A 22,835-nucleotide genomic window follows, 5' to 3' on the forward strand; every position below is an offset into this window, starting at 1 on the left:
CAGCGATAGGCTTCTGCACTTCACTTTGTAGTGACTTCAGGTCAATGACGGATAGGGATTATGGCTAAGCTGGTTCTCAGTTTTCAGGGTAGAGTACTTGAGGATTTTCCGCTGGATAAACCGCGGGTGTCTGTTGGTCGTGCGCCTGATAATGATATTTGCATCGAAAATTTGGCCGTAAGTGGTCGTCATGCCGTGATTGAAACGGTACTCAAAGACAGCTTTTTGGTGGATCTGGATAGTACCAATGGCACCTTTGTGAATGGTACGGCGGTGTCTCGTCATCCCTTGCGCAATGGCGATTACATTACGATTGGCAAGCACTCATTAACCTATCACGGTGAAATGCAGAGCCAGGGTGAAGCTGAAGTAGAAAAGACCATTGCTATGCGGCCAACTAGTAAAGCGGCCGAACCTGCACCAGTGGCCATGATTGCCAAATTACAGGTTCAAAATGGTGGTTCGGCGGGTCGTGAAATGACGCTGAGTAAACCCCTAACCAAGCTGGGTAAAGCGGGCTTTCAGGTGGCAGCCATTAGCCGTCGCCAGCAGGATTATTATTTAGAGCATATTGAAGGTAAAGATGGCCGTACTCCAAAGCTAAACGGGGTTGAGATTGGTTTGCAGCCGCGCCAGTTAAATAGCGGTGATTTGGTGGAGATTGCAGGCACACAATTAAAATTTATGCTGTCTGTTGCATAATCGGTTTGGCGAGCACTCAACAAGGTGTGCTCAAAGGTAGCAGACCTTTCTAGTTTATTGTGTACAGGGGCCTAAAGCTGGGTGGCAAATATAGGCCTGAATACTTTTTTGGCGCTGCTTGTAGTGTTCAGTCATACACAGATGGTATTGCATACTGGCAATGCTACCACCCCATGTCATAAGTAGTTGGCAGTCCTGTTCAGCATACTGTTCCCAAGCATTTTGAGACGATTGAATGTTGTCGATCTGTGGACCAAATCCTTGGTTTTTAGATTTCGCGATGGCAAGCACTTCCTCAAAGGCATTATTGAGTATTACCTTTTGTTTGTGGTGCTGCTGCGCTGCGCATTCTGTCATATCGGCTTGTGAACCGCTCATTGTGCAGTTATCAGCCATCTTCATGTCAGAGGCGTGTACCAATGAAATGACAAAGGACAGGGCAGAGTAAATCACAAACTTAAGCATCATATTCTTGCTCGGAGTTGGTTGATAATGCAGGCTGCGGATCGTCAATAAGTTCTTATTTGTCGGTAGAGACCGCTATTAGTTCGTCAACGGCGGTGAATACTGACACAGCGTACTACTTATTATTTATAAATCGAGGTTCCGCGTCAGCACTTCAGCTGATTTTATAATGCGCTTGGTGCGGTACAGGTCTGGGTGTTTTTCTTCCGAGCTGAAACCCGCGGGTTCACCAGTGCCATAATTAACTAACCATGACGTCTCTGGCCGGCGCGTTCCCAGTAATTTCTTTAGCGCAGGTGCAGTTATTCCTAGCGCTTCAGCTGCCGCATTGTTACTACAGCGTGTTTTATTCTCATTTAAATATTCTAAAATAATAGCGATTTTATCTTGCATGTCGAATCGGTATCCTTGCAAAGTCGGTGTCGCCTCAGCGTTATATTTTTTCGCTAATGGCGCCTAAGTTGATAATGTTAGTGCTGCTCTGCATTAAAGTTGGAGAGCGCAGTTTAATGTGGCGTATGCTGATTTTTACGGGCTAAATTCCCGTTTGTTAACCAATCAGTTTTCGTCGTAAGGAGGGGGCCTGAAAGGCATTGCAGTTAGTAGTATGAAGGAATGTTGGCACTTTGTCTTTATTCTCTGTGGATAATGACCGGAGAGCACCGAATTCCTTGGGTTTGATTGGGCTCCAATGGTATTGATTACTTAAAGCTTGAAACACCTTCAATTTCTATAACGGTATTCACATTGGCGCGTTCAATAATCTTTACAATAGTGGATTGAATGGTCTCGTCTTCTCTGGCGTCGTTTTCACAGCTGAATTTTTGTATCTGTACTTCTGCGCCTTCTTCAAGCGTAAAGGAAATGACTAGTTCCTGCGCGCTTTCTGGCGTGGCACCAAAATACGCTAAGGTGACGGAGGGGTAGCCGCTGAAGCCTTTTTTAACCTGCTTGGCGATACGTTTTTTGGCTTTATCAATGTGCATAGTGCGGCCTCTGGGCTAATGCTGACAATGTGAATATAACAGAAGCGCACTGAGTTAGCGTTTAAACGGCAACAGCTAGGCTTAAATTTTAAGCCTTTAGATCACGGCGTTGTTTTTGAGGGTTTCTAATACCTCCGGTGCAAGGCCTAAAAGATCACTTAATACGCTGTGGGTGTGCTCTCCAAGCGCTGGGCCAGCCCACTGGTTGCTGCCGGGAGTACCGGTTAATTTGGGTGACATACCGGGAATGGTAACGCTTTCCTTATCGTTAACGGCAACTTTTTCAAATAATCCCCGTGCTTGAAAGTGAGGATCATTGGCCATGTCTTCGGCATTGTAAATGGGGCCAGCAGGCACTCTCACCGCTTCTAGCTTTTCGATGACGTGCAGTATTGGGTGTTGTTGGCACCACTGGGCAATGGCGTTATCTATTATCTGTTGGTGTACTACTCGTCCGGCATTGTCTGCCATGGCGGGATTGTTGGCAAAATCATCACGGCCAATTTCAATCATGAGGCGTTTAAATATAGAGTCGCCATTGCCACCAATAATGACAAATTTATCGTCGAGGCAGCGATAGGTATTGGTGGGAACAATGCCGGTTAGTGTGGTGCCAGACGCTTCACGAATAATACCTTCCTCAGCATATTCGGGCACCACTGACTCCAGCATATTGAACATGGTTTCATAAAGGGCAACGTCAACAACCTGGCCTTGATGAAGGCCCCGCTCGCGGGCGTTAAGGGCCATTAATATGCCAATAATGGCGTGTAAGGAGGCAATGCTGTCGCCAAGGCTTAAATTAGGGCGCACTGGAGCTTCGCCGGGGAAGCCATTTAAGTGACGAAACCCGCTGATGCCCTCGCATACTGAGGCAAAGCCGGGCTTCTCGGCATAGGGGCCTGTTTGGCCGTAGCCTGAGATACGGGTGTAAACTAGGTCTGGGTTTGTGGCTTTTAAGTCGTCTGGTCCAAGCCGCCAGCCTTCCATTACGCCGGGACGGAAATTTTCTACTAAAACATCGCATTGCGTAGCTAACTCTCGCACCAAGTCTTGGCCATCGGGATGACGAAGGTCAATGGTCACCGATTTTTTGTTGCGGCCAATGCTATACCACCACAGCGAGGTGTCGCCCTTCATGCTGCGCCAGCGACGAATGGGGTCGCCGATGCCGGGTGGCTCAACCTTGATAACCTCGGCACCAAAATAAGCCAACATGGTGGTGGTGAAAGGGCCAGCAATAAGTTGGCCAAGCTCTAAAATACGTATGCCCTGTAGCGGGCCTTGATGAGGGCTTGTCATAAAAAATGTTACATCGTTTTTAGTGTGTGAAAGGGCTCTGGCAATGAAATATGGCGCTTGGGTTTAGCGAATCCCTGCGCGACGAGTTTAATTATTGACCAGGGATTTATCGTATAAAGGTTTAAGCGCGCTTTATGTGTCTGTTTTAGTACTGTTTATTGCAATACGGGTTTCCTCACCCTCGCTGCGGGCAATGACCACCGTGGCGCAGGAGTCGCTAAATACGTTTACGGCGGTGCGCATCATATCGAGTATTCGGTCGGTAACTAATAAGAGCCCGATGCCTTCAAGTGGAAGGCCGATTGCGCCCAATATGACTGAGATGGCAACCAAGCTCGCGGCGGGAATACCGGCTACGCCAATCGAGGTGAGCAGGGCAATCATCACAATTGTAAATTGCTGAACAATACTCAATTCTAAGCCGTAAACCTGTGCAATAAACATGGCAGCGACACATTCATAGAGCGCGGTGCCGTCCATATTCACAGTGGCACCCAAAGGCAACACAAAGCCACTCACTTGTTTTGATACCCCTGATTCTTCTTGAACACTCTTTAGTGTCAGCGGCAGCGTTGCCGAGCTTGAGGCCGTGGAAAATGCGGTAAGCAAGGCGGGTGTCATGGCGGCAAAGTGCTTTTTGGGGCTGACGCCACCGATGTATCTCAGCACCAGCGGCAGCGCAATAAATGCGTGAATGAGCAGGGCGAGGGTGGCAGTAACAAAAAACAACAGCATGGGTTTAAAGGCGGCGAAGCCGGTAACGGCGACGGTTTTAGCCACTAGGCCAAATACACCAAGGGGAGCAAACTTCATTACCCACATGGTGATTTCAGTCATGATGCTCATAACACCCTGCCAAAAGTGCATCACGGTTGTGGCGTGCTCAGATTTGCTGCGAGCGAGAAAAAAGCCAAATAATAAACTAAAAAATATAAGGCCTAACATTTCGCCGTTGGCGGCGGCGGCTACAATATTGGTTGGCACCATACGTACAAAAACTTGTACGACATCACTCATACCGCGACCTTCTACCTTGGCCAAGGTGTCGCTCAAGGCTGGGTCGCTACTGCTGATGGTGGCGGCTAGTGCCTGATTGTCGCCACTGCCGGGGGCAATAATATTGACAACCAATAATCCGATTAAAATTGCAATTAAACTGCTGCAGGCATAAAACAGCAGGGTTTTACCGCCGAGTTTTTCAAGCCGGTCGCCGCCCATACCTGCCATCCCGCTGATAATGGATGACATGACCAAGGGAACGATGAGCATTTTTAAGGCGTTGAGAAACATGGTGCCTAAAAAAGCGTAAACCGCGATGAATGATAAACCGCCGATGCTGGCGTCTGCGCCCCCCAAAATTCCTGCTGCAACCGCTAATAAGATGGCGGCAATAATTTGCCAGTGCAGAGGGATATTTCGCATAGTGACAATAGCTCTTGGGTTTAAATACGGCTTGATAGATGGTCGTTAATGTTGCCTTACTCTAGCGTGCTAGAGCAGTAATGACCAGTCAATGGTGGTGGGATATTTGATTGTAAAGTTGTTTTTAATCGATCCCCTTTGGCCAAGGGGATCAATGACTTGCAGGTGGTGAAGATTTGCTAGCTGATAACTGCTTCTCCGTAGTACATATAACCTGCAATTTTGGGAACGCCGGGTGCGTAGCAGGTTTCCAAGGTGTTAATGGTAAAACCGCAGCTGGCAATAGATTCAGCTATGGGCCGGTTGAGGTGACAACCACCGGCGATTTTTTTCCACGCGGGAGTTATCCGGTTTTGCCAGTTTTGCACGGTTATTTCTTCTGCTAGACCGTGTTCGCAGAATAGTAATTTGCCATCGGGTTTAAGGACGCGGCGCATTTGTTCTAGTGCGCGCTGCCAGTCGGGGATGGTGCATAGGGTATAGGTCAGCAATACGGTATCAACACTGTTGTCGTCTAGAGGTATTTGTTCGCCGGGCAGGTCTAGCCATTTTACTTCGACGGGTGATTTGTCGAGATTGCGTTGGGCTTTTTTGCGCATACCCAATGACGGCTCCAAGCCCCAAACAAAGTCGATATTGTCGGGATTATAAAGTGCGAGATTGATACCGCTGCCCATACCGACTTCCAGCACTTTGCCTTTTGCGAGGGGGACGATTTTTTCGCGCAAGCCCATAATTGATGTCATCGAGCAGGCTTTATCGATGATGATTGGCAATATTTTATTATCGTAGAAGCCCATCATATTTCTCCGTTGGTATTAGGGTGGCCGGTAACGGACACCGCTTAAAAACCGCAGATTATCATAGCTATTGTTGTTATGTAGCTGCGGTTTTTAGTGTTTTATAGTTTGGCCAAGCTCTCTAGTGTGCCAATGCACGCAGATGCGGCCTCTGCACCCTTTACCACAAAATGCTCACGGAAGAAGCTAGTGTGTTCTTCGCTGTTATGAAAATTATGCGGGGTGAGCACCACTGAGAACATCGGTGTGCTGGTTTCGAGTTGGACTTGCATTAGGCCGGAAACCACCGCTTGGGCTACATACTCATGCTTGTAGATGCCGCTATTAGTGACGAGTCCTGCGCCTACAATGGCAGCGTATTTACCGGTTTGGGCTAGCAGTTTGGCGTGTAGCGGAATTTCGAAGGCGCCGGGCACTTCAAAGCACTCTACATTCAGGTCGCTGCGAGAAGCTATCTCGCTTAGAAACGAGTCTTTGCAGCGGTCGACGATGTCGCGGTGCCAGCAGGCTTGAATAAAAGCGACGGTTTGTTTTGGTGATGTGTCTGTCGTTGTCATGTTCTTGTCCCAAGTGAATACGGCAGGGCAAAGAAGAGCTGACAAACCTAGCAATGGCTTAGTGGTGGACGCTAAGCGGGCTGTGGCAAGTAACGATCTTTTCTCATAACCGGACTGTAACCGTCGGCTCTGGAATCACACCAGATCTGCTGTCCTCATAAACAATATTGTTAATGATAATTGCTGATGAGCGCCCGCGGGCTACATGCCTTGGCATGATTACCGCCGGTGGGGACTTACACCCCGCCCTGAGAACCCTCGATAACGAATTATCGGGGCGCGCGAATATTAGCAATCTGTAGCGGGTTTGTATACGTGCAGGTGGAATCTGCGTGATAGCCAGTGTTTCTGGATATAAAAAAGGGTGGAGTTTTCACTCCACCCTTGCTGTGCTTAGGCCTGCCGACGCAGGCTCATAGCGGTTCTAAGGCATAATAGCTGGCAGTTGTTTTTGCAGTGCCATCTTTTGCTTGGTGCCTTCGCCTGTGAGGGCAAAGCCTAGCAATGTGCCGTCGTTACCAACAAAACGGGCTACAACATTGAGACCGTCTTGTTCGATCTCCCAGTTACCTTGGGCGTCACGCGGTGGAGGGCTAACGGTGACAGGGCAGGCTGGGGTTTTAATGGTGACGGGCATCGCTGGATAGCTAACTTCGGTCGCCTCACCACTGAGGGTTTTGGCCAGTGCGCGCGCTTGGGCCATTAGCGGTGCAACGTAAACGAGTACGTGGCCTGCAACCTCGGCACAGTCACCCATTGCGTAAACATTGGGGGCGCTGGTTTCTAATAACCGGTTGGTGGCGATACCACGATTAACGGTAATGCCAGCGTCTTGTGCTAGTTTGACCTGAGGGCGAACGCCGACAGCAGATAAGACTAAATCACAGTTTATGGTTTCGCCGTTGTTTAAGCTAACCGCTAGGCCATCATTCGTTTTGTTGACTTCAGTGACCAATGGGCCAAAGTGGAATTTGGCGCCTTTCGCTTCGAGCCCAGCTTGCACTGCTTTACCGGCAACTTCAGGTAAAAGGGTAGGTAGGCAGTAGCCAAGTGGGTCTACGGTTTCCGTTTCGATGCCACCGTTGATCAGGTCATTGGTGAACTCGCAACCTATTAGACCGCCGCCAATAATGCACACTTTCTTAACGTTGTTTTTAGCCACTGCGGTGCGGAAATCGTCGTAATCTAATAAGTCATTGACCGAGTACACATATTCTAAGGCGTTGCCCTGAATCGGTGGACGAATCACATCGGCGCCCAGCGCCAATACCAACTTCTTGTAGTGAACTTGAGTTTCTTTGTCGCCAATGGTGATGGTTTGCGCGGCGGTGTCGATGGCTGTGACCTTGGTCAGCGTCCACACGCTGGCGTTGAGGTCTTCGCCCATACCACCGGCGTCTTTTTGTGCCAGTGCGTCGGCGTCGGTGTTTTTGGTGAAGCCAGTCGACAACATGGGTTTAGAGTAGGCGCGACCATCATCGGCGGTGATAATGATGACAGGGGTGTCTTTATCGTGTTTGCGAAGCTCGCGTACTAGGCCGTAACCTGCCAAGCCGGTGCCAATAACCACAATTGCAGCGTTATCGCTGGCTGAAGCGGGCTCTTCGTGATGGGGAAGATCGCTCTCTTCTGATTGCTCAATCATTTCAAAATCTTCTTTGCCCACGCCGCAATCTGGGCATAGCCAATCATCAGGAATATCTTCCCAGCGTGTACCTGCTGGAATTCCTGAATCTGGGTCACCTATCTTTTCGTCGTAAACCCAACCGCAAACAATACATTCCCACTTACTCATTAAGCCAATTCCTCATAAACCAATCGCTTCTGTCTGTGAAGCTTAGGATATTAAAAACATTGATGTTATCGCCTATTTGGCTGATACCACCTCTTGCAAGTCGCCCCTGATTCGCGCATTCTGCCGCCACACCTTAGTTTTGATTGCTGCGCGATTATTGTGTGGTAACGTCTATGTTCAGTGAACCTCTACACTGGAAGCTTGGTATTGTACGCTTTTCAAACACCACGATTCTACTCGCAAGAGCCTAAGTGGCTCGATTGTAAGAAATTCTCTCGGTCGGCATTACCTGCGGCAGATGCTCGCTGGCTGCTCGACAAGGGCTCGTTAACATCACATTTGCGGCGTGTGTCCCACGGCGAATTTCGTGTTGAGGTATTGAGCCAGCGCTGGCAAATTCCAACATTGTCGGAGCGTCGTTTATTGGGAATGGGCGATCGCGACTGGGGTTTGATTCGAGAGGTGTATTTGCATTGCCATGATCAACCCTGGGTGTATGCCCGCAGTGTTCTGCCTGCCACGTCTTTGGTTGGGCGTTTGGATCGTTTGCGTACCTTAGATAATCGTCCCTTAGGGCACTTGCTGTTCACTGATCCGCACATGTCCCGCGACCCTTACCAAATTTGCCAAGTAGCAACGGCGGAGCCTGATGCCACTGGTGAGACTAATACGCTGTTGTGGGGCAGGCGCTCGCGATTTTTATTGAGCGATCATCCGATTATGGTAAGTGAGATATTTTTACCTGCGTTTCGGCCTTGGTAGTTTTCCTTCTCGATAGGTGGTGCTGATATACTTTTGGCAGACTATTTTAGTGGCCGTCTTATGAATGCATTTTTCCAACATTTAAAAAAGCAAACGCCTCAATATCTTGCTCTGATGCGAGTGGATAGGCCGATAGGGACTTATCTGGTGTTATGGCCCACATTGTGGGCGCTGTGGTTGGCGGCTGAAGGCGTGCCGGCTTTTGACCTTTTGATCATTTTTGTTTTGGGAACAGTGTTAATGCGAGCGGCAGGGTGCGTGATTAACGATTTTGCCGATCGCAAGATAGATGCCCATGTCAGCCGCACCAAGCAGCGTCCCTTCGCGACGGGGGCAGTCACAGAGAAAGAAGCGTTGCTACTTTTTGCCAGTTTATGTTTGTTGGCGTTCGGTTTGGTTTTGTTTACCAATATGCTCACGGTTTTATTCGCCTTTGTGGCGGTGGCATTGGCGGCAACTTACCCCTTTATGAAACGTTACACCCATTTGCCCCAAGTAGTGCTGGGCGCCGCTTTTGCCTGGGGCATTCCCATGGCGTTTACGGCTCAAACCGGCGAGTTACCGCCACCCGCGGCATGGCTTTTGTATATTGGTGTTTTAATTTGGACAGTGGCTTACGACACTTTTTACGCCATGGTTGATCGAGAAGATGATCTAAAAATTGGGGTAAAGTCGACGGCGATATTGTTTGGTGATGACGATAGGGCCATCACCGCCATGCTCCAAATTTGTGTTGTAGTCGTGCTGTTAATGGCTGGTCCGCGTTTTGAAATGAGCTTTATTTATTACGCGGGGCTGATCGTTGCCAGCGGTTTATTTATCTATCAGCAGCAATTGATTCGGTATCGGCAAACCGATAACTGTTTTAAGGCTTTTTTAAATAATAACTGGGTGGGTGTGGCAATATTTGTGGGCATTGTGCTGCACTTTCTACTTGAGGCGTAAGTATTGCTTAATTTGCAGTTAGAATTTGTAAATACCATTGCTGATGTTGGCGCAGAAGCATGGAATAAGGCGGCGGGTTGTGATTACCCTTTTACGCGCTATGAATTTTTGCACGCCCTTGAGTCAAGTGGTGCAGTTGCCGAGGACAAGGGCTGGCAAGCGCATCATCTTGTTATTTACCGTGACGCGCTGTTAATTGGGGTTATGCCTCTTTATATTAAGTCGCACAGCTACGGTGAATATGTATTCGATTGGTCATGGGCAGATGCTTATCAGCGTCATGGCCGTCTGTACTACCCCAAATTGCTGTCAGCCATTCCCTTTACACCCGCAACCGGCCCGCGTTTGTGCTTGGTTGATGAGGGTGATCGCGGTGAGCTTATGGCTGAGTTGGCGAGCAAATTACCCGCTCATGCTAAGGACATAGGCGCGTCGTCGCTGCACATTTTATTTTCTCGGGCGGAGATGGCGACAATTTGGGCGCAAGAGGGTTTATTGCAGCGCATTGGCCCGCAATACCATTGGTACGATCGAAATTATGGTGACTTCGAGGGTTTCTTGGCGGCGTTCAGTTCTCGCAAGCGCAAGAGTTTACGCAAAGAACGTCGAGTGGTGGCTGAGCAGGGTTTGACGCTGCAGGTGTTAAGCGGGGCTGAGGTGAGTGCGGCGCAATGGCAGTTCTTTTTTAATTGTTATCAGCTGACTTATGCAAAGCGCAGTGGCCATGGCGGGTATTTACCTGAGGCGTTTTTTACCGAATTAGCAGCGACCATGCCTGAAAATTTAGTGATGGTGCTAGCGAGTCACGATGATGAGCCGGTGGCCGCAGCGTTAAACTTTCGAGATAAGCACACTTTGTATGGGCGCTATTGGGGCTGTATTCGCGAGTATGAATTTTTGCATTTTGAGGCTTGTTACTATCAAGGCATTGAATATTGCTTACGTGAGGGCCTGAGGCATTTTGATCCGGGGGCGCAGGGCGAGCATAAAATTCAACGAGGTTTTACCCCCATTCTCACCTATTCAAATCATTGGTTGGCCGATGCTGATTTTTCACAGGCGGTGCAGCGATTTTTAGAGGAGGAGCATCTTCACATTGGTAATTATCTGCGCGAAGCGAGTGAGATGCTGCCCTTCAAAAAGACTGAGTAAGCTGTGTTATTGGAGACTACTGCTGGGCATTTTTTAATACCCGCTCAACATAAAGCAAGCAAAGCACCGGCAATACAAAACTACAGCTGATTTGAACGCCGCTTATAATATCGGCTAAGGCCCATTGGGCGTCGCGGCTATACCAATACGTTATAATCGGCATGCTAATAAATAACAGCGTGGGTAAATACCGCCAAAGGTAATAACTTGTGCTGGATGCAGCCTCACTGTCTGCTCGGCGGTAGCAATAGAAGATAATCAGCGCCACCAAAAAGCCGATGATCAGCACATAGTAATTACCGAGAATACCGCTTAATAAATTCAAAATAGCGCCAAATACCACACTGATTAAGCTGATATTAACGAGTGCGCGCAGTACGCGTAATTTTCGTCGTTCCATAGTGGCTCCCGTTAGCATTGTTTGATTAGCTGTGAATGTCTTTGACCAGCAGGGCATACTTTAGTGCCGACTCGGGCAGGGCTTGATCAAGCGGAATTTGCACGCGATGGCCAGAGCCGGGTGCGGCATCAATTGATTTTCCGTGTTTGTCGATCAAGGTTTTCAGCGCGAATCTGGTATTGCCGCCGGGTACCATGAGTTCTAAGGTGTCGCCGGTTTCAAAACGATTTTTTACATCAACGGTAATGGTTGAGTTGTGTGCATCAACTACTTCGCCAACAAATTGCTGTTGTTGGGCGTTGTTTAAGCCCATTTCGTAATTTTGATATTCTTTGGGAGGGTGGCGGCGATAAAAACCTTCGGTGTAGCCGCGATTTGCCAAGGTATCCAATTCATCCATTAAATGCATATCGAAGGGTTTACCGTGGGTGGCATCGTCAATGGCGCGCCGATAAACCTGTGCGGTACGGGCAACGTAGTAATGTGATTTGGTTCGACCTTCAATTTTTAATGAGTGCACCCCCATAGCGGCTAAGCGTTCTACGTGTTGCACGGCGCGCAAGTCTTTGGAGTTCATAATATAGGTGCCGTGCTCGTCTTCATAGGCAGGCATGAACTCACCGGGTCGTTGTGCCTGCTGTAATAGCACGGGCTCGGCAATGGGTTGGGGCTTAGGTTCTGGCTCCGGTTCAGGTGTAAAGGTTTGCACTGCGACGAGGTCGCCGGTTTCATCTTCTTTGGCATCGTGGGCTTGATACTTCCAGCGACAGGCGTTGGTGCAGGCGCCTTGATTTGGGTCGCGATGATTCATATAGCCGGATAATAGGCAGCGGCCTGAATAGGCAATGCACAGCGCGCCGTGCACAAAAACCTCAATCTCCATTTCTGGCACGCGTTGGCGGATTTCTTCGATTTCGTCCAGCGCAAGTTCGCGTGAAAGAATAACGCGCTGAATGCCGTTTTGGTGCCAAAACTTTACCGAGGCCCAATTCACCGCATTGGCCTGTACCGATAAATGAATGGGGATATCTGGCCAGTTTTCACGCACCAACATCATCAACCCCGGGTCTGCCATAATGAGCGCGTCGGGCTTCATTTCTATAACGGGGGCAAGGTCGCGCAAGTAGCTGCGAATTTTGTCGTTGTGAGGAGAAATATTTGAGGCTAAATAGAACTTCTTGTTCTGCCGGTGTGCTTCTTCAATGCCGTTTCCTAGGGTTTCTAGGTCTTTAAATTCGTTATTACGCACCCTTAAGCTATAGCGGGGTTGGCCAGCGTAAACCGCATCGGCCCCATAGGCAAAGGCATAGCGCATATTGCGAAGACTACCGGCAGGTGACAGGAGTTCGGGGATCATGGTAAAGCGGCCTTGAAAACAGAGTAATGGTGTGGGTGCCTATGGTATCGCAAACCTAGGTATTCTGCGCTATTGGTAGTCGAGTGGCGCTTGGTTACACTTTGTGTAAATAAAGGCTGAAACGGTCGGGGCGATGAACAGAATAAGTCGATTGTTATTACTGCTATTGGCGGGTTTGCTGGTTTCGGCTTGCGCGGGGATCAGTGAAGTCGTTAAAGATGCAGATAACGACGGTGTTAGAGACGCTGATGATCGGTGTATCGCAACGGTGAGGGGGGCACAGGTTGATCGCTATGGCTGCGCTGATAGTGATGGTGACGGTATCATTGATGGTGTCGATCGCTGCCCAAATACCCCACCGAAAAGCGTTGTAGATCACTACGGCTGTATGGATAGCGATAATGACGGGGTTAAAAATGGTGAGGATCATTGCCCGCGCACCGCCATGGGCGAAAGAGTCATGCGTAATGGCTGCTCGGCTCGACAAACCGTTAACTTAGAAAGTGTTCGCTTTGCTCATGGCCGTGTTGACGTTCTGCCCGAGGCTCGTGAGCGTTTGTTTCGTGTCGCGGACTTGCTTATCCACTCACCTGAGTTTCGCATAGCGCTGCAGGGGCACAGTGATAATAGCGGTTCGCTTGATTTCAATTATCGTCTGTCTAACATGCGGGCCAAGGCCGTAAAGGCGGTGTTGCTGGCGCTTGGGGTGGCTGCCCATCGAATTGATATTCAGGCTTATGGTGACGCTATGCCTATTGCGGACAATTCCAGTGAAGAGGGGCGGGCTCGTAACCGCAGAGTCGCGTTGCGGGTAATTCGGGTAGATTCTGTCCAATAAAGCGACAATAAGATGGTTTTCGACGGTTTTATCGTGATTGTCTGCCAATCGCCACTTTACTGTGCTGTTCAGAGCGTTTAGGATTTCCAAGTTTTTAAACGTTAAATCGTACGCATTTTAAATAACAATTTTACGCTATTATGTTTCGGTATACTGCTAATCGTGTATGACGCCGCGCGCTAGCGTGGTAATTTACACTTTATAAAAAAGGTAGAACTTTAATGATTCAGGGGATGTTTATGAGTAAGCAATGGAAAACTGCCCTTGCTGCCGGTGTGATTTTCGCATCTGCGGCGAGCGTAGCTATGGCTGAAGCCGAGAAGGAAAAAGGTTACTACATTGGTGGCAACGCTTTTTATAACAATGTATTTGACGCAGACGGTACAGTAACAACAGAAAATGCGGGTGGTCTTGGTGCTCTAGTTGGCGATTTACCATTAGTTGGCGGTTTGTTAAGTGGTTTGCTTGGTGGTGGTGCTGGGGATACAGCCAATTTCGAAACAAGCTACGACGACGATTTTAGCTACGGTGTTACTTTTGGTTATAAGTTTGAAAGCCCATATCGCTTAGAATTTGAATATCGTCAGGGTGAGAACGATATCGAGAACAGTGGTGGGTTGAGTGCGGGCAGCTCACTAGAAGTCAGCTCAATGATGGGTAACTTATGGTATGACTTCTCTGCCGGAGAGCGTCTGCGGCCTTATATCGGTTTTGGTTTGGGTCAAGCTAATCTTGATGCCGGCGGAGCAGATGATGACGTCATGATTGGCCAGTTGGGAGCAGGTGTAACGTATTACCTTACCCCACGTTTGGCACTTGACGCGGGTTACCGCTATAGCATGTCTGAAGATGCTAGCTTTTCAACAGCTGATACTGAAATTGAAACTGAATACAGCGCACAAAGCCTGTTAGTAGGTCTTCGCTATAATTTCTTTGACGCTCAATATGGCGTACAAGATGCTGATGGTGACGGCGTTTCTGACGAAATGGACGAATGCCCTGGTACACCTCGTGGCGTGCAAGTAGACAGCGTTGGCTGCCCACTTGATGGCGATAACGACGGCGTTGCAGATTATCTTGATCAGTGCCCAAACACGCCTGCTGGTGCAGAAGTAAACGCTGTAGGTTGCCCAATTGATAGTGATAACGACGGTGTTGTTGATGCCGATGATGCATGTCCTAATACGATGGCTGGTGAAGCCGTTATGTCAAACGGCTGTGCCAAAGACCAGGCCGTGATTTTGCGTGGTGTTAACTTTGAGCTTAATAGCGCCAAGTTAACCATGAATGCAGAAACAATCCTGAATGACGTGGCGTCAACATTGGCTAGCTCACCTGGCTTCAACGTAGAGTTACAAGGTCACACTGATAGCTCAGGTAGCGATAGCTACAATATGAACTTGTCGCAAAACCGTGCCAAATCAGTGAAAAGCTACTTGGTAGGCAGTGGTGTTGAAAGCAACCGCCTAACGGCAACAGGTTATGGTGAAGAGCAGCCAATTGCTAGCAATGATACTAAAGCTGGACGTGCAGAAAACCGTCGTGTTGAGCTGAAAGTATTGGGCAGCGATGACGTGGCAGCTGAGCCAATGATGTACGAAGAGCTTATGGTTGAAGATGCGATGGCTGAAGAAGCCGTAGTTGAAGAGCCAATGTATGACGATTCCATGCTTGAAGACGATATGCTAATGGAAGAGCCTGCGGCTGAAGAAGAGTATGAGCCGTATGAAATGTCTGAAGATGAGTTTGATTACTAAGCAGTGATTAAACAATAAGTTTAGACGAAAACCCGGCCTAGGCCGGGTTTTTTATGGGCTCATGTTTTGGCTGGATGTTATCCGCGCTGCCAGATAAGCAGTTGATTGTTAGCCGGCATTTGGTGGTCAGCTTGTAAAGTAAACCCAGCTTGATGGGCAAGGGTTTCAATGGCCTCAAAGTCGCGAATGCCACTTAAAGCATTATTGTTTTTTAACCAGAGATCGAACTTGGCGTTGCTTTCAGAAGTGAATGCGCCCTTGTATTTAAAAGGCCCATAAATACACAACAACGCCGTCGCTTTTAGCTGGGTATTAACTCTGTGAAAGAATAACTCCACTTCTTCCCAGCTCATAATATGCAAGGTATTGGCAGAGAAAATAGCGTCAAATTTTTGGTTTGGCCAATTATCATCCCGTACATCTAAGGTTAAGGGCGCGGAAAGAGCGGTATCGTTAAGCCATTGGCAAATGCCGGCAATATTCTCAGCGCGATCACTACATTGCCAAATTAACTGTGGCATATTGGCAGAAAAATACACCGCGTGTTGCCCTGTGCCACTACCGATTTCGAGTACATGGTGGCATTCTTTCAATACGGTTTTGAGGTGTTTAAGTATCGGCTGCTTATTATTTTCGCAGGCTTGTGAAAAAGGTTTAGCAATGTTCATATTTGGCCGCCGGAGTTGCTCATCTTCATGATGTCGAAGAATGAAGATAAAAAATCAGTGTAGCGTTTATTAAGGGAATACAACAATGGCCTATTGGTTGATGAAGTCAGAACCCGACGCCTTTAGTCTAGATGACTTGTGTAGCCGTCCCGATGGCACAGAACCTTGGGATGGCGTGCGGAATTATCAAGCCAGAAATATGATGCGCGATAACATGAAACGCGGTGATAAAGTGTTTTTTTATCACTCCTCGTGCCCTGTGCCCGGCATAGCAGGCATCGCAGCAGTGGTTAAAGAAGGGTATCCAGATCACAGCGCTCAAAACCCAGAGTCGAAATATTACGACCCTAAAGCGAGCCCAGAAAACCCACGTTGGTTTATGGTCGACGTGAAATTTGAACGCAAATTCCCACGCCTCATTCCTTTATCAGAGCTCAAGGCTGAGCCCTCATTGGCGGAGATGATCTTGCTCAAAAAAGGTAACCGTCTATCGATAATGCCAGTGCAAGAAAACGAGTGGCGACAAATATTATCAATGGTGTGAAGCGATAACCAAGCTTGGAGTGGAATAGGTTTTGCAATTTGTGGATCCCCAATCAAATTGGAGATGACGGCTTGGGTAGTTGGGGATGGCCTATAAAAATCCACGTCATACCCGACCCTGATCGGGTATCCATGTGAGCGTAGCGAATGCTTTTGGGTTTGGCGAAGTGCGGAGTAGGCAAAACTCCGAAGGTTGTGGATCCCCAATCAAGTTGGGGATGACTTAAAATCCACGTCATACCCGACCCCGATCGGGTATCCATGTGAGCGCAGCGAATGCTTTTGGGTTTGGCAGGGTGGAGAGCAGTCGAAACTCCGAGGGTTGTGGATCCCCAATCAAGTTGGGGATGACGGTTGGGTAGTTGGGGATGCCCAAAAAATCCACGTCATACCCGACCCCGATCGGGTATCCACGTGAGCGCAGCAAATGCTTTTGGGTTTGGCTAAGTGCGGAGTAGGCAAAACGCCGAAGGTTGTGGATCCCCAATCAAGCTGGGGATGATGGTTGGGTAGTTGGGATGCCCAAAAAATCCACGTCATACCCGACCCCGATCGGGTATCCAGGTGAGTGAAGCGAATGTTTTTAGGTGTTAACCCCAGCTCAGTATAATCACAAACAAGTGGGAACTATAAAATACTAGGATAAAGGTCAAGCCACTTGGGATTGCTACTTTCAATCAGCTGTATTTTCCATGCTCGATTCCAGCGCTTAAGCTGACGCTCTCGGCAAATGGCAGGGTACATCTCGTCAAATGGTTCAAAATATACCAATGTATGGATAGCATATTTCTTAGAAAAACCGTCGACTAAATTATTTTTATACTGCCACACACGCTGCTGAAGGTTACTCGTGGTGCCAATGTAAAGTGTACCATTGGGCTTGTTGGCAAGAATATACACGGCGGGAGAATACATGCGTTACCATCCTTGGTGACGAGATTCGATTGTTTTACGACAAGGTAGTTAATTTCTCATATTTATCCATTAACTGGTCTTCTGTTTCCATATGAGCAGGATCAAGAGGGATGCAATCAACAGGGCAAACTTGCTGGCACTGAGGTTCGTCAAAATGACCGACACACTCTGTGCAGCGGCTGGGATCTATTTCGTAAATACTGTCGCCCTGATAAATAGCCTCGTTGGGGCATTCGGGTTCACAGACATCACAGTTTATACACTCATCAGTGATGATTAATGCCATAGTTTACTCATTGTCGCGGAGGAAAGCGGGAATTTAAAGCCTTACTGACATTGTCAGGAACAAAGCGGGAAACATCACCACCCATACTGGCAATTTCGCGAAGGAGCGATGAAGATACATAAGACAGTGATTCACCTGGGGTGAGAAACACTGTCTCAATTCCCGGTGCTAGTGAGCGATTCATATTCGCTAGTTGTAACTCATATTCATAATCGGCGACGGTACGTACGCCTCGCAAAATAATCGTACAATCCTGTTCCCTAGCTAATTCCACGGTTAAACCTGTGAAACTGCATACCTCAAGATTGTGTACATGCGCTAAAGCTTCGGCACATAAATCCATGCGTTCTTTGAGCGCGAACATCGGCTGCTTTTTTTCGCTGTTAGCAACGGCAATGACCACCGTGTCAAATAACTTGCTAGCGCGCTCCACTAAATCAATATGACCACGAGTGATTGGGTCAAATGTTCCTGGATAAACAATACGCTTCATAAATCACCGCTGGGTGTGTGGGGCAGAAATGGTAGCGAAAATAGTGATGTGTAACAAGTTAGCGGTCATTATTATAATGCTATGAACTCATTACAACTAAAGCGCTCGGTGCGCAATTGGATTATTGGTGTGATGGCTAGACTCCGAGGGCTATGGATCCCCAATCAAGTTGGGGATGACTTATAAAAGCTACGTCATACCCGACCCCGATCGGGTATCCAGGTGAGCGAAGCGAATGCCTTTCGGTTTGGCGAAGTGCGGAGTAGGCAAAATTCCGAGGGTTGTGGATCCCCAATCAAGTTGGGGATGACGGTGGGTTAGTAGGAGGTGACCTATAAGAATCCACGTCATACCCGACTCAGATCGGGTATCCAGGTGAGCGAAGCGAATGCCTTTCGGTTTGGCGAAGTGCGGAGTAGGGACGATTCCGAGGGCTGTGGATCCCCAATCGAGTTGGGGATGACGGTAGGGTGTTGGAGGTGACCTATAAAAATCCACGTCATACCCGACACCGATCGGGTATCCATATGAGCGAAGCGAATGCCTTTCGGTTTAGCGAAGTGCGGAGTAGGTAAAACGCCGAAGGTTGTGGATCCCCAATCGAGTTGGGGATGACGGTAGGGCAGTTGGGGATGACAGCTGAGTTAGTAGTGGATGACGGTAGGGTGGTCGGGGTGACGATTTGGTGTTGGAGGTGACATAGAAGAATCTACGTCATACCCGACTCCGATCGGGTATCGAGATGAGCGAAGCGAATGCCTTTCGGTTTAGCGAAGTGCGGAGTAGGCAAGACACTGAGGGCTATGGATCCCCAATCAAGTTGGGGATGACGGTAGGGTAGTTGGGGATGACAGCGGAGTTAGTAGTGGATGACGAGGTGACGGTGTTGGATGTGACCTAAAACCCACGTCATACCCGACTCCGATCGGGTATCCATGTGAGCGAAGCGAATACTTTTGGTCTTGCAATATGCGGATAAAGCGTAGTTGTTGCTACGCTTTATCCGATTTGTATTCATAGTGGTAGTAGCCGTAACCGTAACCATAGCCGTAACCATAGCCAGACGCACGACGTTCAACGGCATTAAGGACGACACCTTTTACGTTAATACCATTTTGCTCAAAACGTTGCTTGGTAACTTCCAATTCCTTAATGGGGTTTAGGCCAAAGCGCGCCACAATCATTGTGACACCACATTGGCGGCCAACAATCGCAGCATCGGTTACAGCCATAATGGGCGGAGTATCAACCAGAATTAAATCGTAATCGCTGCTTACAGCCTCCAACAACTCCGTTAAGCCTTTACTCATTAATAGCTCTGACGGATTTGGCGGAATTGTCCCCCTCGGCATTACAGATAATTCAGCAATTTTGGTGGGCTTAATAGCGTCTTTAATACTAATACGTTGACTCAGAATGTCAGAAACACCGTCTTCAGGCCCCATATCAAACATCTTGTGCATATAGCCTTTACGCAAATCCATATCGATTAACAATACGCGCTGTCCCGCTTGAGCAATAACCGCCGCAAGGTTACCAGAGATAAAAGACTTACCTACGTTCGGGCTGGGGCCAGAAATCATCATAATATTATTGCTGGCTTCAAGCATGGCAAAGTGCAAACTTGTCCGTAGACTACGTAATGCCTCTATGGTGATATCAGTGGGATTGCGGTGAGCAAGTAATGCAGTTGGGTGCTGGTTTTTGGGGCGGCGACTTCTAGCTTTGTTACCCAGAACGGCCCGGTCGAGTTTACTTTGCTCGTTTGATAAAGGAATAGACGCGTATACCGGCATACCAATGGCTTCGATGTCATCAGGGTTTTCGACACCGCGATTCAGTGCGGCTCTAACCAATACAATAGCCACACCTAAAAAGCCGCCTAATAAGGTTGCGATAACGGCAATCAACGCTTTTTTAGGTTTAACCGGCTCTTCAACGTTCACAGCGGCATCATCAACAATACGTACATTGCCCACGGTGCCGGCACGAACAATATCCAGCTCTTGAATATTGTTCAGCATTTGGGTGTAAATTTCGGTGCCGACTTCTAAGTCACGTTTTAAACCCAGCAACTCTTGTTGGGTTTCGGGTAAGCCTTTAATACGCTCATTAAACTGCTCCTTTCTAGCCCGTTGCTCGGCCATTTGCTCACGCCACGCTTGGTAGGCAGGGTGGTCGCGGGTGTAAAGCCGGTCTAACTCTGCTTTCTTTAATTGTAATTCAGCAAGGCCAGCTTCAATATCAACAACCTGTTCAAGTAATGCATTAGCTTCTGCACTGATGTTAACGGAGCCGGCTTGTACTTGGTATTCGTTAAACTTGCGTTCGGCTTCTTCCAAGTCTTTCTTAATGGTCGGTAGTTGGTCTTTTAAAAAAGCTAAGCTCTTTGCTGCCTCGGCAGATTGGCGCTCTACATTCTGGCGCAAATAAGTGCCGGCAACGACATTGAGAATGTCTTCAGCATGAGCGGGGTCAGTGTCCTCTAATGACATGGCAATAATGCCGGAGTCTTTACCTCTTTCAGAGGCACCAAGTAATTGCTGTAAAGCGATGATGGCACTGAGGCGGCGCTTTTTGCTTAAGGAAAATTGTGTGCCGGGGCGAGCTTGTAGTTCGCTAACAAATAATTCATAGCCTTGGCTGTTAGTGGTCTTTCCAGCGTGCCCTTCAAGTAAAACTTCGTCTTCTGGTGATACCAATGTATAGCTGCCATTCTCCCCAGTAATTAAAGTATGTTCTTCATTAAACATAGAACTGGGTACAGCAAAGCGTGTTACGCTAATTTTCTCGCCACCCCAAGCCTTGCTCTTAAAGCCCATTATGGGTGTGTTAAATACACCCTCATCACCTTGGAAGCGGCGCGCAATCGCGTGACCAATTATAGGGAAATAATGTGGCTCAACGATGATATCTAAGTTTAGTTCATCTATTGCAGTGCCAATGACTTTACGGCTTTTTAATAGTTCAATTTCGGTAACCGCGGCAGATTCACCGCCAAACATCTCAGTGACGTCACTCATGCCGGGTAGGCTGGGTGACTTTTCTTCAACTTGAACGATGGCATTTGCTCTGTATACGGGAGTGGCTAACAAAGCATAACTTACGCCTAGCACCATAAACACGGCGGTGATGGTGGCGATGAGCACTTTAGATTCCCATAAGGTGCCAAACAAGGCCAGTAAATCAATTTCGTCATCTTGTTGTTGACGGCCACTTTGGATGGGGTTCTTATTGCTGTCTATCGAGGGGGTTTGGCTTGTCATATAATCCAGTACCGAATGCAGATAAATATTTTAAGTCTTGAGAAGATAATCGCGCACGAACCCTCTGGTAGGCGCAGTTTTTTCACTATCTATTACTAATAATGCCAACATGATTAGGTGAGCTTAATCGTGTTGGCATTATTGAATACATTAATTATTTTCAACATCGCCAATGGTATCCGTGGCGATGATGGAGGGAAGCAGCTGGCTCAAAAAACGGTTCCAGCGAGTAATGGGTGCAGGTGACACATACACCACATCACGGGCCTCCAAAGGGAATTTGTCTGCTAACATAAAGCCTACAGCAGAAGCGGCATTTAAGTTATAAATTGTTGCGTGATAAACAGGTAGGCCATCTTCGTCATGAGTGATGCCTGCGTTGCGCAAAACATATACGCCTCTTCCATCGGCACGGTTTTCATTAATACCATTGGATTCTGCTAGCGCTTCAGCCAGGCTGGTTCCGTTGCGTGACATGGTCAGACTTTGTGGCCTGTTCACCTCACCCAAGACAAACACCTTGTCGGCGTCATTGCGGAGCACATGAATTAAATCGCCGTCTTGTAACAAAATATTTTCTGACCAGCGACCATCTTCATACAGAGCCCGTAGAGAAACTGTATTAGCTACACCGTTACGAGTGAGTGTCACCGATCCCCAGGATGCGTTGTTGCTTAGCCCGCCTAATTGCTCAATGGCATCAACTAGGGTTAGCGGAGTAGCCGAAATGGGAAGTACGCCAGGTTGTGCTACAGAGCCGGTAACGTAAACCCTTTGGCTATTAAAAGAAGCGACACGCACGTCTATTTGCGGTTTTTTAATTACCGAACTTAAGCGGTTTTCTAACAGTGTTTTTACTTCATTGGTGGTTAAGCCGGCTACTGCAATATTGCCAGCATAGGGATAAAACACTGAGCCATCTGACTTAACCTCGTTACCGCCTTCTGCCGCAGTTCTAAATGAGCCAGCGGGAATGGTTAGCTCGGGGTGTTCCCACACCGTAATGGTCAATACGTCACCGGGACCAATGCGATACTCGTAAGCGCTCATGGCTTTTTGAAGCGCCAAATTGGGAGAGGCGCCAATGGGGGTGGATTGATTTAAATGATTTAAAACCGTGGCGTCAATGGTAATAAAGCTAGTATCAAGTGTCGCTGGGGTGTAGCTTTCGGGCGTGTCATCAAACCACCGCGAGTTCAGTGAATTCATATTGCTGCCAGGAACAAGTGTGCAGGCTGATGTACTAATGATCAGAAAACTAAAAGCGCTTGCTTTCAAAATATTCATGCAGGAAAATCCGTTGCTGCGATACTGGTTGTCTTAATCGCAAATGCGCTATATAAGACAAGAATTAAATTGGCTAAGTCAAATACTCGATACGACGACAATACTCCGCTCGCTATTGTATCGATAAATTCCCACTG

The 22,835-nt window shown here is 48.1% G+C and carries 23 protein-coding genes and 1 riboswitch; of the genes, 7 read left to right on the forward strand and 16 right to left on the reverse strand.

The window, feature by feature from the left end; genetic code table 11:
- Positions 1-60 precede the first annotated feature (60 nt).
- Positions 61-702 (forward strand): FHA domain-containing protein, encoded by a 642-nt coding sequence (locus AELLOGFF_RS14200; RefSeq protein WP_159269563.1) that lies wholly within the window; start codon positions 61-63, stop codon positions 700-702.
- A gap of 54 nt (positions 703-756) precedes the next feature.
- Here AELLOGFF_RS14200 and AELLOGFF_RS14205 read toward each other — a convergent pair whose 3' ends face one another.
- The 8 genes from AELLOGFF_RS14205 to AELLOGFF_RS14240 all read right to left on the reverse strand — a co-directional run bounded on the left by AELLOGFF_RS14205 (position 757) and on the right by AELLOGFF_RS14240 (position 8,029).
- Complete coding sequence (locus AELLOGFF_RS14205; RefSeq protein WP_159269564.1) at positions 757-1,170, reverse strand: lysozyme inhibitor LprI family protein; 414 nt, start codon at positions 1,168-1,170, stop codon at positions 757-759.
- A gap of 123 nt (positions 1,171-1,293) precedes the next feature.
- On the reverse strand, positions 1,294-1,560 hold the full coding sequence (locus tag AELLOGFF_RS14210) for a hypothetical protein (RefSeq protein WP_159269565.1): 267 nt from the start codon (positions 1,558-1,560) through the stop codon (positions 1,294-1,296).
- A 308-nt stretch (positions 1,561-1,868) separates the two neighbouring features.
- A complete protein-coding gene (locus tag AELLOGFF_RS14215; RefSeq protein WP_159269566.1) occupies positions 1,869-2,153 on the reverse strand; it encodes a hypothetical protein in 285 nt (94 codons plus the stop codon).
- Between the two features lie 96 nt (positions 2,154-2,249).
- On the reverse strand, positions 2,250-3,455 hold the full coding sequence (locus tag AELLOGFF_RS14220) for a CaiB/BaiF CoA transferase family protein (protein WP_159269567.1): 1,206 nt from the start codon (positions 3,453-3,455) through the stop codon (positions 2,250-2,252).
- Between the two features lie 132 nt (positions 3,456-3,587).
- On the reverse strand, positions 3,588-4,877 hold the full coding sequence (locus AELLOGFF_RS14225; protein WP_200842735.1) for a dicarboxylate/amino acid:cation symporter: 1,290 nt from the start codon (positions 4,875-4,877) through the stop codon (positions 3,588-3,590).
- Between the two features lie 179 nt (positions 4,878-5,056).
- Entirely contained in the window at positions 5,057-5,680 is a 624-nt protein-coding gene (locus tag AELLOGFF_RS14230) for a class I SAM-dependent methyltransferase (protein WP_235035690.1), read from the reverse strand.
- 98 nt (positions 5,681-5,778) lie between these two features.
- Entirely contained in the window at positions 5,779-6,234 is a 456-nt protein-coding gene (locus tag AELLOGFF_RS14235) for a 6,7-dimethyl-8-ribityllumazine synthase (protein ID WP_159269568.1), read from the reverse strand.
- A 93-nt stretch (positions 6,235-6,327) separates the two neighbouring features.
- A riboswitch (FMN riboswitch) is annotated at positions 6,328-6,494 on the reverse strand.
- Between the two features lie 164 nt (positions 6,495-6,658).
- Entirely contained in the window at positions 6,659-8,029 is a 1,371-nt protein-coding gene (locus AELLOGFF_RS14240; protein WP_159269569.1) for an FAD-dependent oxidoreductase, read from the reverse strand.
- Positions 8,030-8,209: 180 nt separating this feature from the next.
- Here AELLOGFF_RS14240 and AELLOGFF_RS14245 point away from each other — a divergent pair, with 180 nt between their 5' ends.
- The 3 genes from AELLOGFF_RS14245 to AELLOGFF_RS14255 are packed head-to-tail and all read left to right on the forward strand — an operon-like array spanning position 8,210 to position 10,888.
- A complete protein-coding gene (locus AELLOGFF_RS14245) occupies positions 8,210-8,791 on the forward strand; it encodes a chorismate--pyruvate lyase family protein (protein WP_159269570.1) in 582 nt (193 codons plus the stop codon).
- Between the two features lie 60 nt (positions 8,792-8,851).
- Positions 8,852-9,736: a 4-hydroxybenzoate octaprenyltransferase gene (gene ubiA / locus AELLOGFF_RS14250; RefSeq protein ID WP_159269763.1), complete on the forward strand. Its 885-nt coding sequence runs from the start codon at positions 8,852-8,854 to the stop codon at positions 9,734-9,736.
- A 12-nt stretch (positions 9,737-9,748) separates the two neighbouring features.
- Positions 9,749-10,888 carry a GNAT family N-acetyltransferase gene (locus AELLOGFF_RS14255; RefSeq protein ID WP_159269764.1) on the forward strand — a complete coding sequence of 380 codons (1,140 nt, stop codon included), beginning with the start codon at positions 9,749-9,751 and terminating at the stop codon, positions 10,886-10,888.
- 16 nt (positions 10,889-10,904) lie between these two features.
- Here the strand turns inward: AELLOGFF_RS14255 and AELLOGFF_RS14260 are convergent, their stop codons facing one another.
- Both AELLOGFF_RS14260 and yegQ read right to left on the reverse strand, forming a co-directional pair.
- A complete protein-coding gene (locus tag AELLOGFF_RS14260) occupies positions 10,905-11,288 on the reverse strand; it encodes a hypothetical protein (RefSeq protein ID WP_159269571.1) in 384 nt (127 codons plus the stop codon).
- Positions 11,289-11,313: 25 nt separating this feature from the next.
- Positions 11,314-12,645: a tRNA 5-hydroxyuridine modification protein YegQ gene (yegQ, locus tag AELLOGFF_RS14265; RefSeq protein ID WP_159269572.1), complete on the reverse strand. Its 1,332-nt coding sequence runs from the start codon at positions 12,643-12,645 to the stop codon at positions 11,314-11,316.
- Between the two features lie 133 nt (positions 12,646-12,778).
- On the opposite strand from yegQ, the gene AELLOGFF_RS14270 reads away from it, so the two are divergent.
- Both AELLOGFF_RS14270 and AELLOGFF_RS14275 read left to right on the forward strand, forming a co-directional pair.
- On the forward strand, positions 12,779-13,483 hold the full coding sequence (locus AELLOGFF_RS14270; protein WP_159269573.1) for an OmpA family protein: 705 nt from the start codon (positions 12,779-12,781) through the stop codon (positions 13,481-13,483).
- Positions 13,484-13,722: 239 nt separating this feature from the next.
- On the forward strand, positions 13,723-15,240 hold the full coding sequence (locus AELLOGFF_RS14275) for an OmpA family protein (RefSeq protein WP_200842736.1): 1,518 nt from the start codon (positions 13,723-13,725) through the stop codon (positions 15,238-15,240).
- A gap of 77 nt (positions 15,241-15,317) precedes the next feature.
- Here AELLOGFF_RS14275 and AELLOGFF_RS14280 read toward each other — a convergent pair whose 3' ends face one another.
- Entirely contained in the window at positions 15,318-15,908 is a 591-nt protein-coding gene (locus AELLOGFF_RS14280; protein ID WP_200842737.1) for a DUF938 domain-containing protein, read from the reverse strand.
- An 85-nt stretch (positions 15,909-15,993) separates the two neighbouring features.
- On the opposite strand from AELLOGFF_RS14280, the gene AELLOGFF_RS14285 reads away from it, so the two are divergent.
- Complete coding sequence (locus tag AELLOGFF_RS14285; RefSeq protein ID WP_159269574.1) at positions 15,994-16,452, forward strand: EVE domain-containing protein; 459 nt, start codon at positions 15,994-15,996, stop codon at positions 16,450-16,452.
- A gap of 626 nt (positions 16,453-17,078) precedes the next feature.
- Here AELLOGFF_RS14285 and AELLOGFF_RS14290 read toward each other — a convergent pair.
- The 5 genes from AELLOGFF_RS14290 to AELLOGFF_RS14310 form a co-directional block, all read right to left on the reverse strand.
- Entirely contained in the window at positions 17,079-17,366 is a 288-nt protein-coding gene (locus tag AELLOGFF_RS14290) for a GIY-YIG nuclease family protein (RefSeq protein WP_159269575.1), read from the reverse strand.
- Between the two features lie 34 nt (positions 17,367-17,400).
- Positions 17,401-17,652: a YfhL family 4Fe-4S dicluster ferredoxin gene (locus AELLOGFF_RS14295; protein WP_159269576.1), complete on the reverse strand. Its 252-nt coding sequence runs from the start codon at positions 17,650-17,652 to the stop codon at positions 17,401-17,403.
- Between the two features lie 7 nt (positions 17,653-17,659).
- Positions 17,660-18,145, reverse strand: a complete 486-nt coding sequence (gene coaD, locus AELLOGFF_RS14300) for a pantetheine-phosphate adenylyltransferase (protein ID WP_159269577.1) — start codon at positions 18,143-18,145, stop codon at positions 17,660-17,662.
- A gap of 992 nt (positions 18,146-19,137) precedes the next feature.
- Positions 19,138-21,411, reverse strand: a complete 2,274-nt coding sequence (locus AELLOGFF_RS14305; protein ID WP_159269578.1) for a polysaccharide biosynthesis tyrosine autokinase — start codon at positions 21,409-21,411, stop codon at positions 19,138-19,140.
- A gap of 150 nt (positions 21,412-21,561) precedes the next feature.
- Positions 21,562-22,698, reverse strand: a complete 1,137-nt coding sequence (locus AELLOGFF_RS14310; protein ID WP_159269579.1) for a polysaccharide export protein — start codon at positions 22,696-22,698, stop codon at positions 21,562-21,564.
- Positions 22,699-22,835: the final 137 nt, after the last annotated feature.

This window comes from Zhongshania aliphaticivorans (assembly GCF_902705875.1).
Lineage (GTDB): Bacteria > Pseudomonadota > Gammaproteobacteria > Pseudomonadales > Spongiibacteraceae > Spongiibacter > Spongiibacter aliphaticivorans_A.

Coding starts and splice junctions, on each gene's coding strand:
- AELLOGFF_RS14200 (WP_159269563.1), top strand. CDS start 61: ATGGCTAAGCTGGTTCTCAGTTTTCAGGGTAGAGTACTTGAGGATTTT.
- AELLOGFF_RS14205 (WP_159269564.1), bottom strand. CDS start 1,170: ATGATGCTTAAGTTTGTGATTTACTCTGCCCTGTCCTTTGTCATTTCA.
- AELLOGFF_RS14210 (WP_159269565.1), bottom strand. CDS start 1,560: ATGCAAGATAAAATCGCTATTATTTTAGAATATTTAAATGAGAATAAA.
- AELLOGFF_RS14215 (WP_159269566.1), bottom strand. CDS start 2,153: ATGCACATTGATAAAGCCAAAAAACGTATCGCCAAGCAGGTTAAAAAA.
- AELLOGFF_RS14220 (WP_159269567.1), bottom strand. CDS start 3,455: ATGACAAGCCCTCATCAAGGCCCGCTACAGGGCATACGTATTTTAGAG.
- AELLOGFF_RS14225 (WP_200842735.1), bottom strand. CDS start 4,877: ATGCGAAATATCCCTCTGCACTGGCAAATTATTGCCGCCATCTTATTA.
- AELLOGFF_RS14230 (WP_235035690.1), bottom strand. CDS start 5,680: ATGATGGGCTTCTACGATAATAAAATATTGCCAATCATCATCGATAAA.
- AELLOGFF_RS14235 (WP_159269568.1), bottom strand. CDS start 6,234: ATGACAACGACAGACACATCACCAAAACAAACCGTCGCTTTTATTCAA.
- AELLOGFF_RS14240 (WP_159269569.1), bottom strand. CDS start 8,029: ATGAGTAAGTGGGAATGTATTGTTTGCGGTTGGGTTTACGACGAAAAG.
- ubiA (WP_159269763.1), top strand. CDS start 8,852: ATGAATGCATTTTTCCAACATTTAAAAAAGCAAACGCCTCAATATCTT.
- AELLOGFF_RS14260 (WP_159269571.1), bottom strand. CDS start 11,288: ATGGAACGACGAAAATTACGCGTACTGCGCGCACTCGTTAATATCAGC.
- yegQ (WP_159269572.1), bottom strand. CDS start 12,645: ATGATCCCCGAACTCCTGTCACCTGCCGGTAGTCTTCGCAATATGCGC.
- AELLOGFF_RS14270 (WP_159269573.1), top strand. CDS start 12,779: ATGAACAGAATAAGTCGATTGTTATTACTGCTATTGGCGGGTTTGCTG.
- AELLOGFF_RS14275 (WP_200842736.1), top strand. CDS start 13,723: ATGAGTAAGCAATGGAAAACTGCCCTTGCTGCCGGTGTGATTTTCGCA.
- AELLOGFF_RS14280 (WP_200842737.1), bottom strand. CDS start 15,908: ATGAACATTGCTAAACCTTTTTCACAAGCCTGCGAAAATAATAAGCAG.
- AELLOGFF_RS14285 (WP_159269574.1), top strand. CDS start 15,994: ATGGCCTATTGGTTGATGAAGTCAGAACCCGACGCCTTTAGTCTAGAT.
- AELLOGFF_RS14290 (WP_159269575.1), bottom strand. CDS start 17,366: ATGTATTCTCCCGCCGTGTATATTCTTGCCAACAAGCCCAATGGTACA.
- AELLOGFF_RS14295 (WP_159269576.1), bottom strand. CDS start 17,652: ATGGCATTAATCATCACTGATGAGTGTATAAACTGTGATGTCTGTGAA.
- coaD (WP_159269577.1), bottom strand. CDS start 18,145: ATGAAGCGTATTGTTTATCCAGGAACATTTGACCCAATCACTCGTGGT.
- AELLOGFF_RS14305 (WP_159269578.1), bottom strand. CDS start 21,411: ATGACAAGCCAAACCCCCTCGATAGACAGCAATAAGAACCCCATCCAA.
- AELLOGFF_RS14310 (WP_159269579.1), bottom strand. CDS start 22,698: ATGAATATTTTGAAAGCAAGCGCTTTTAGTTTTCTGATCATTAGTACA.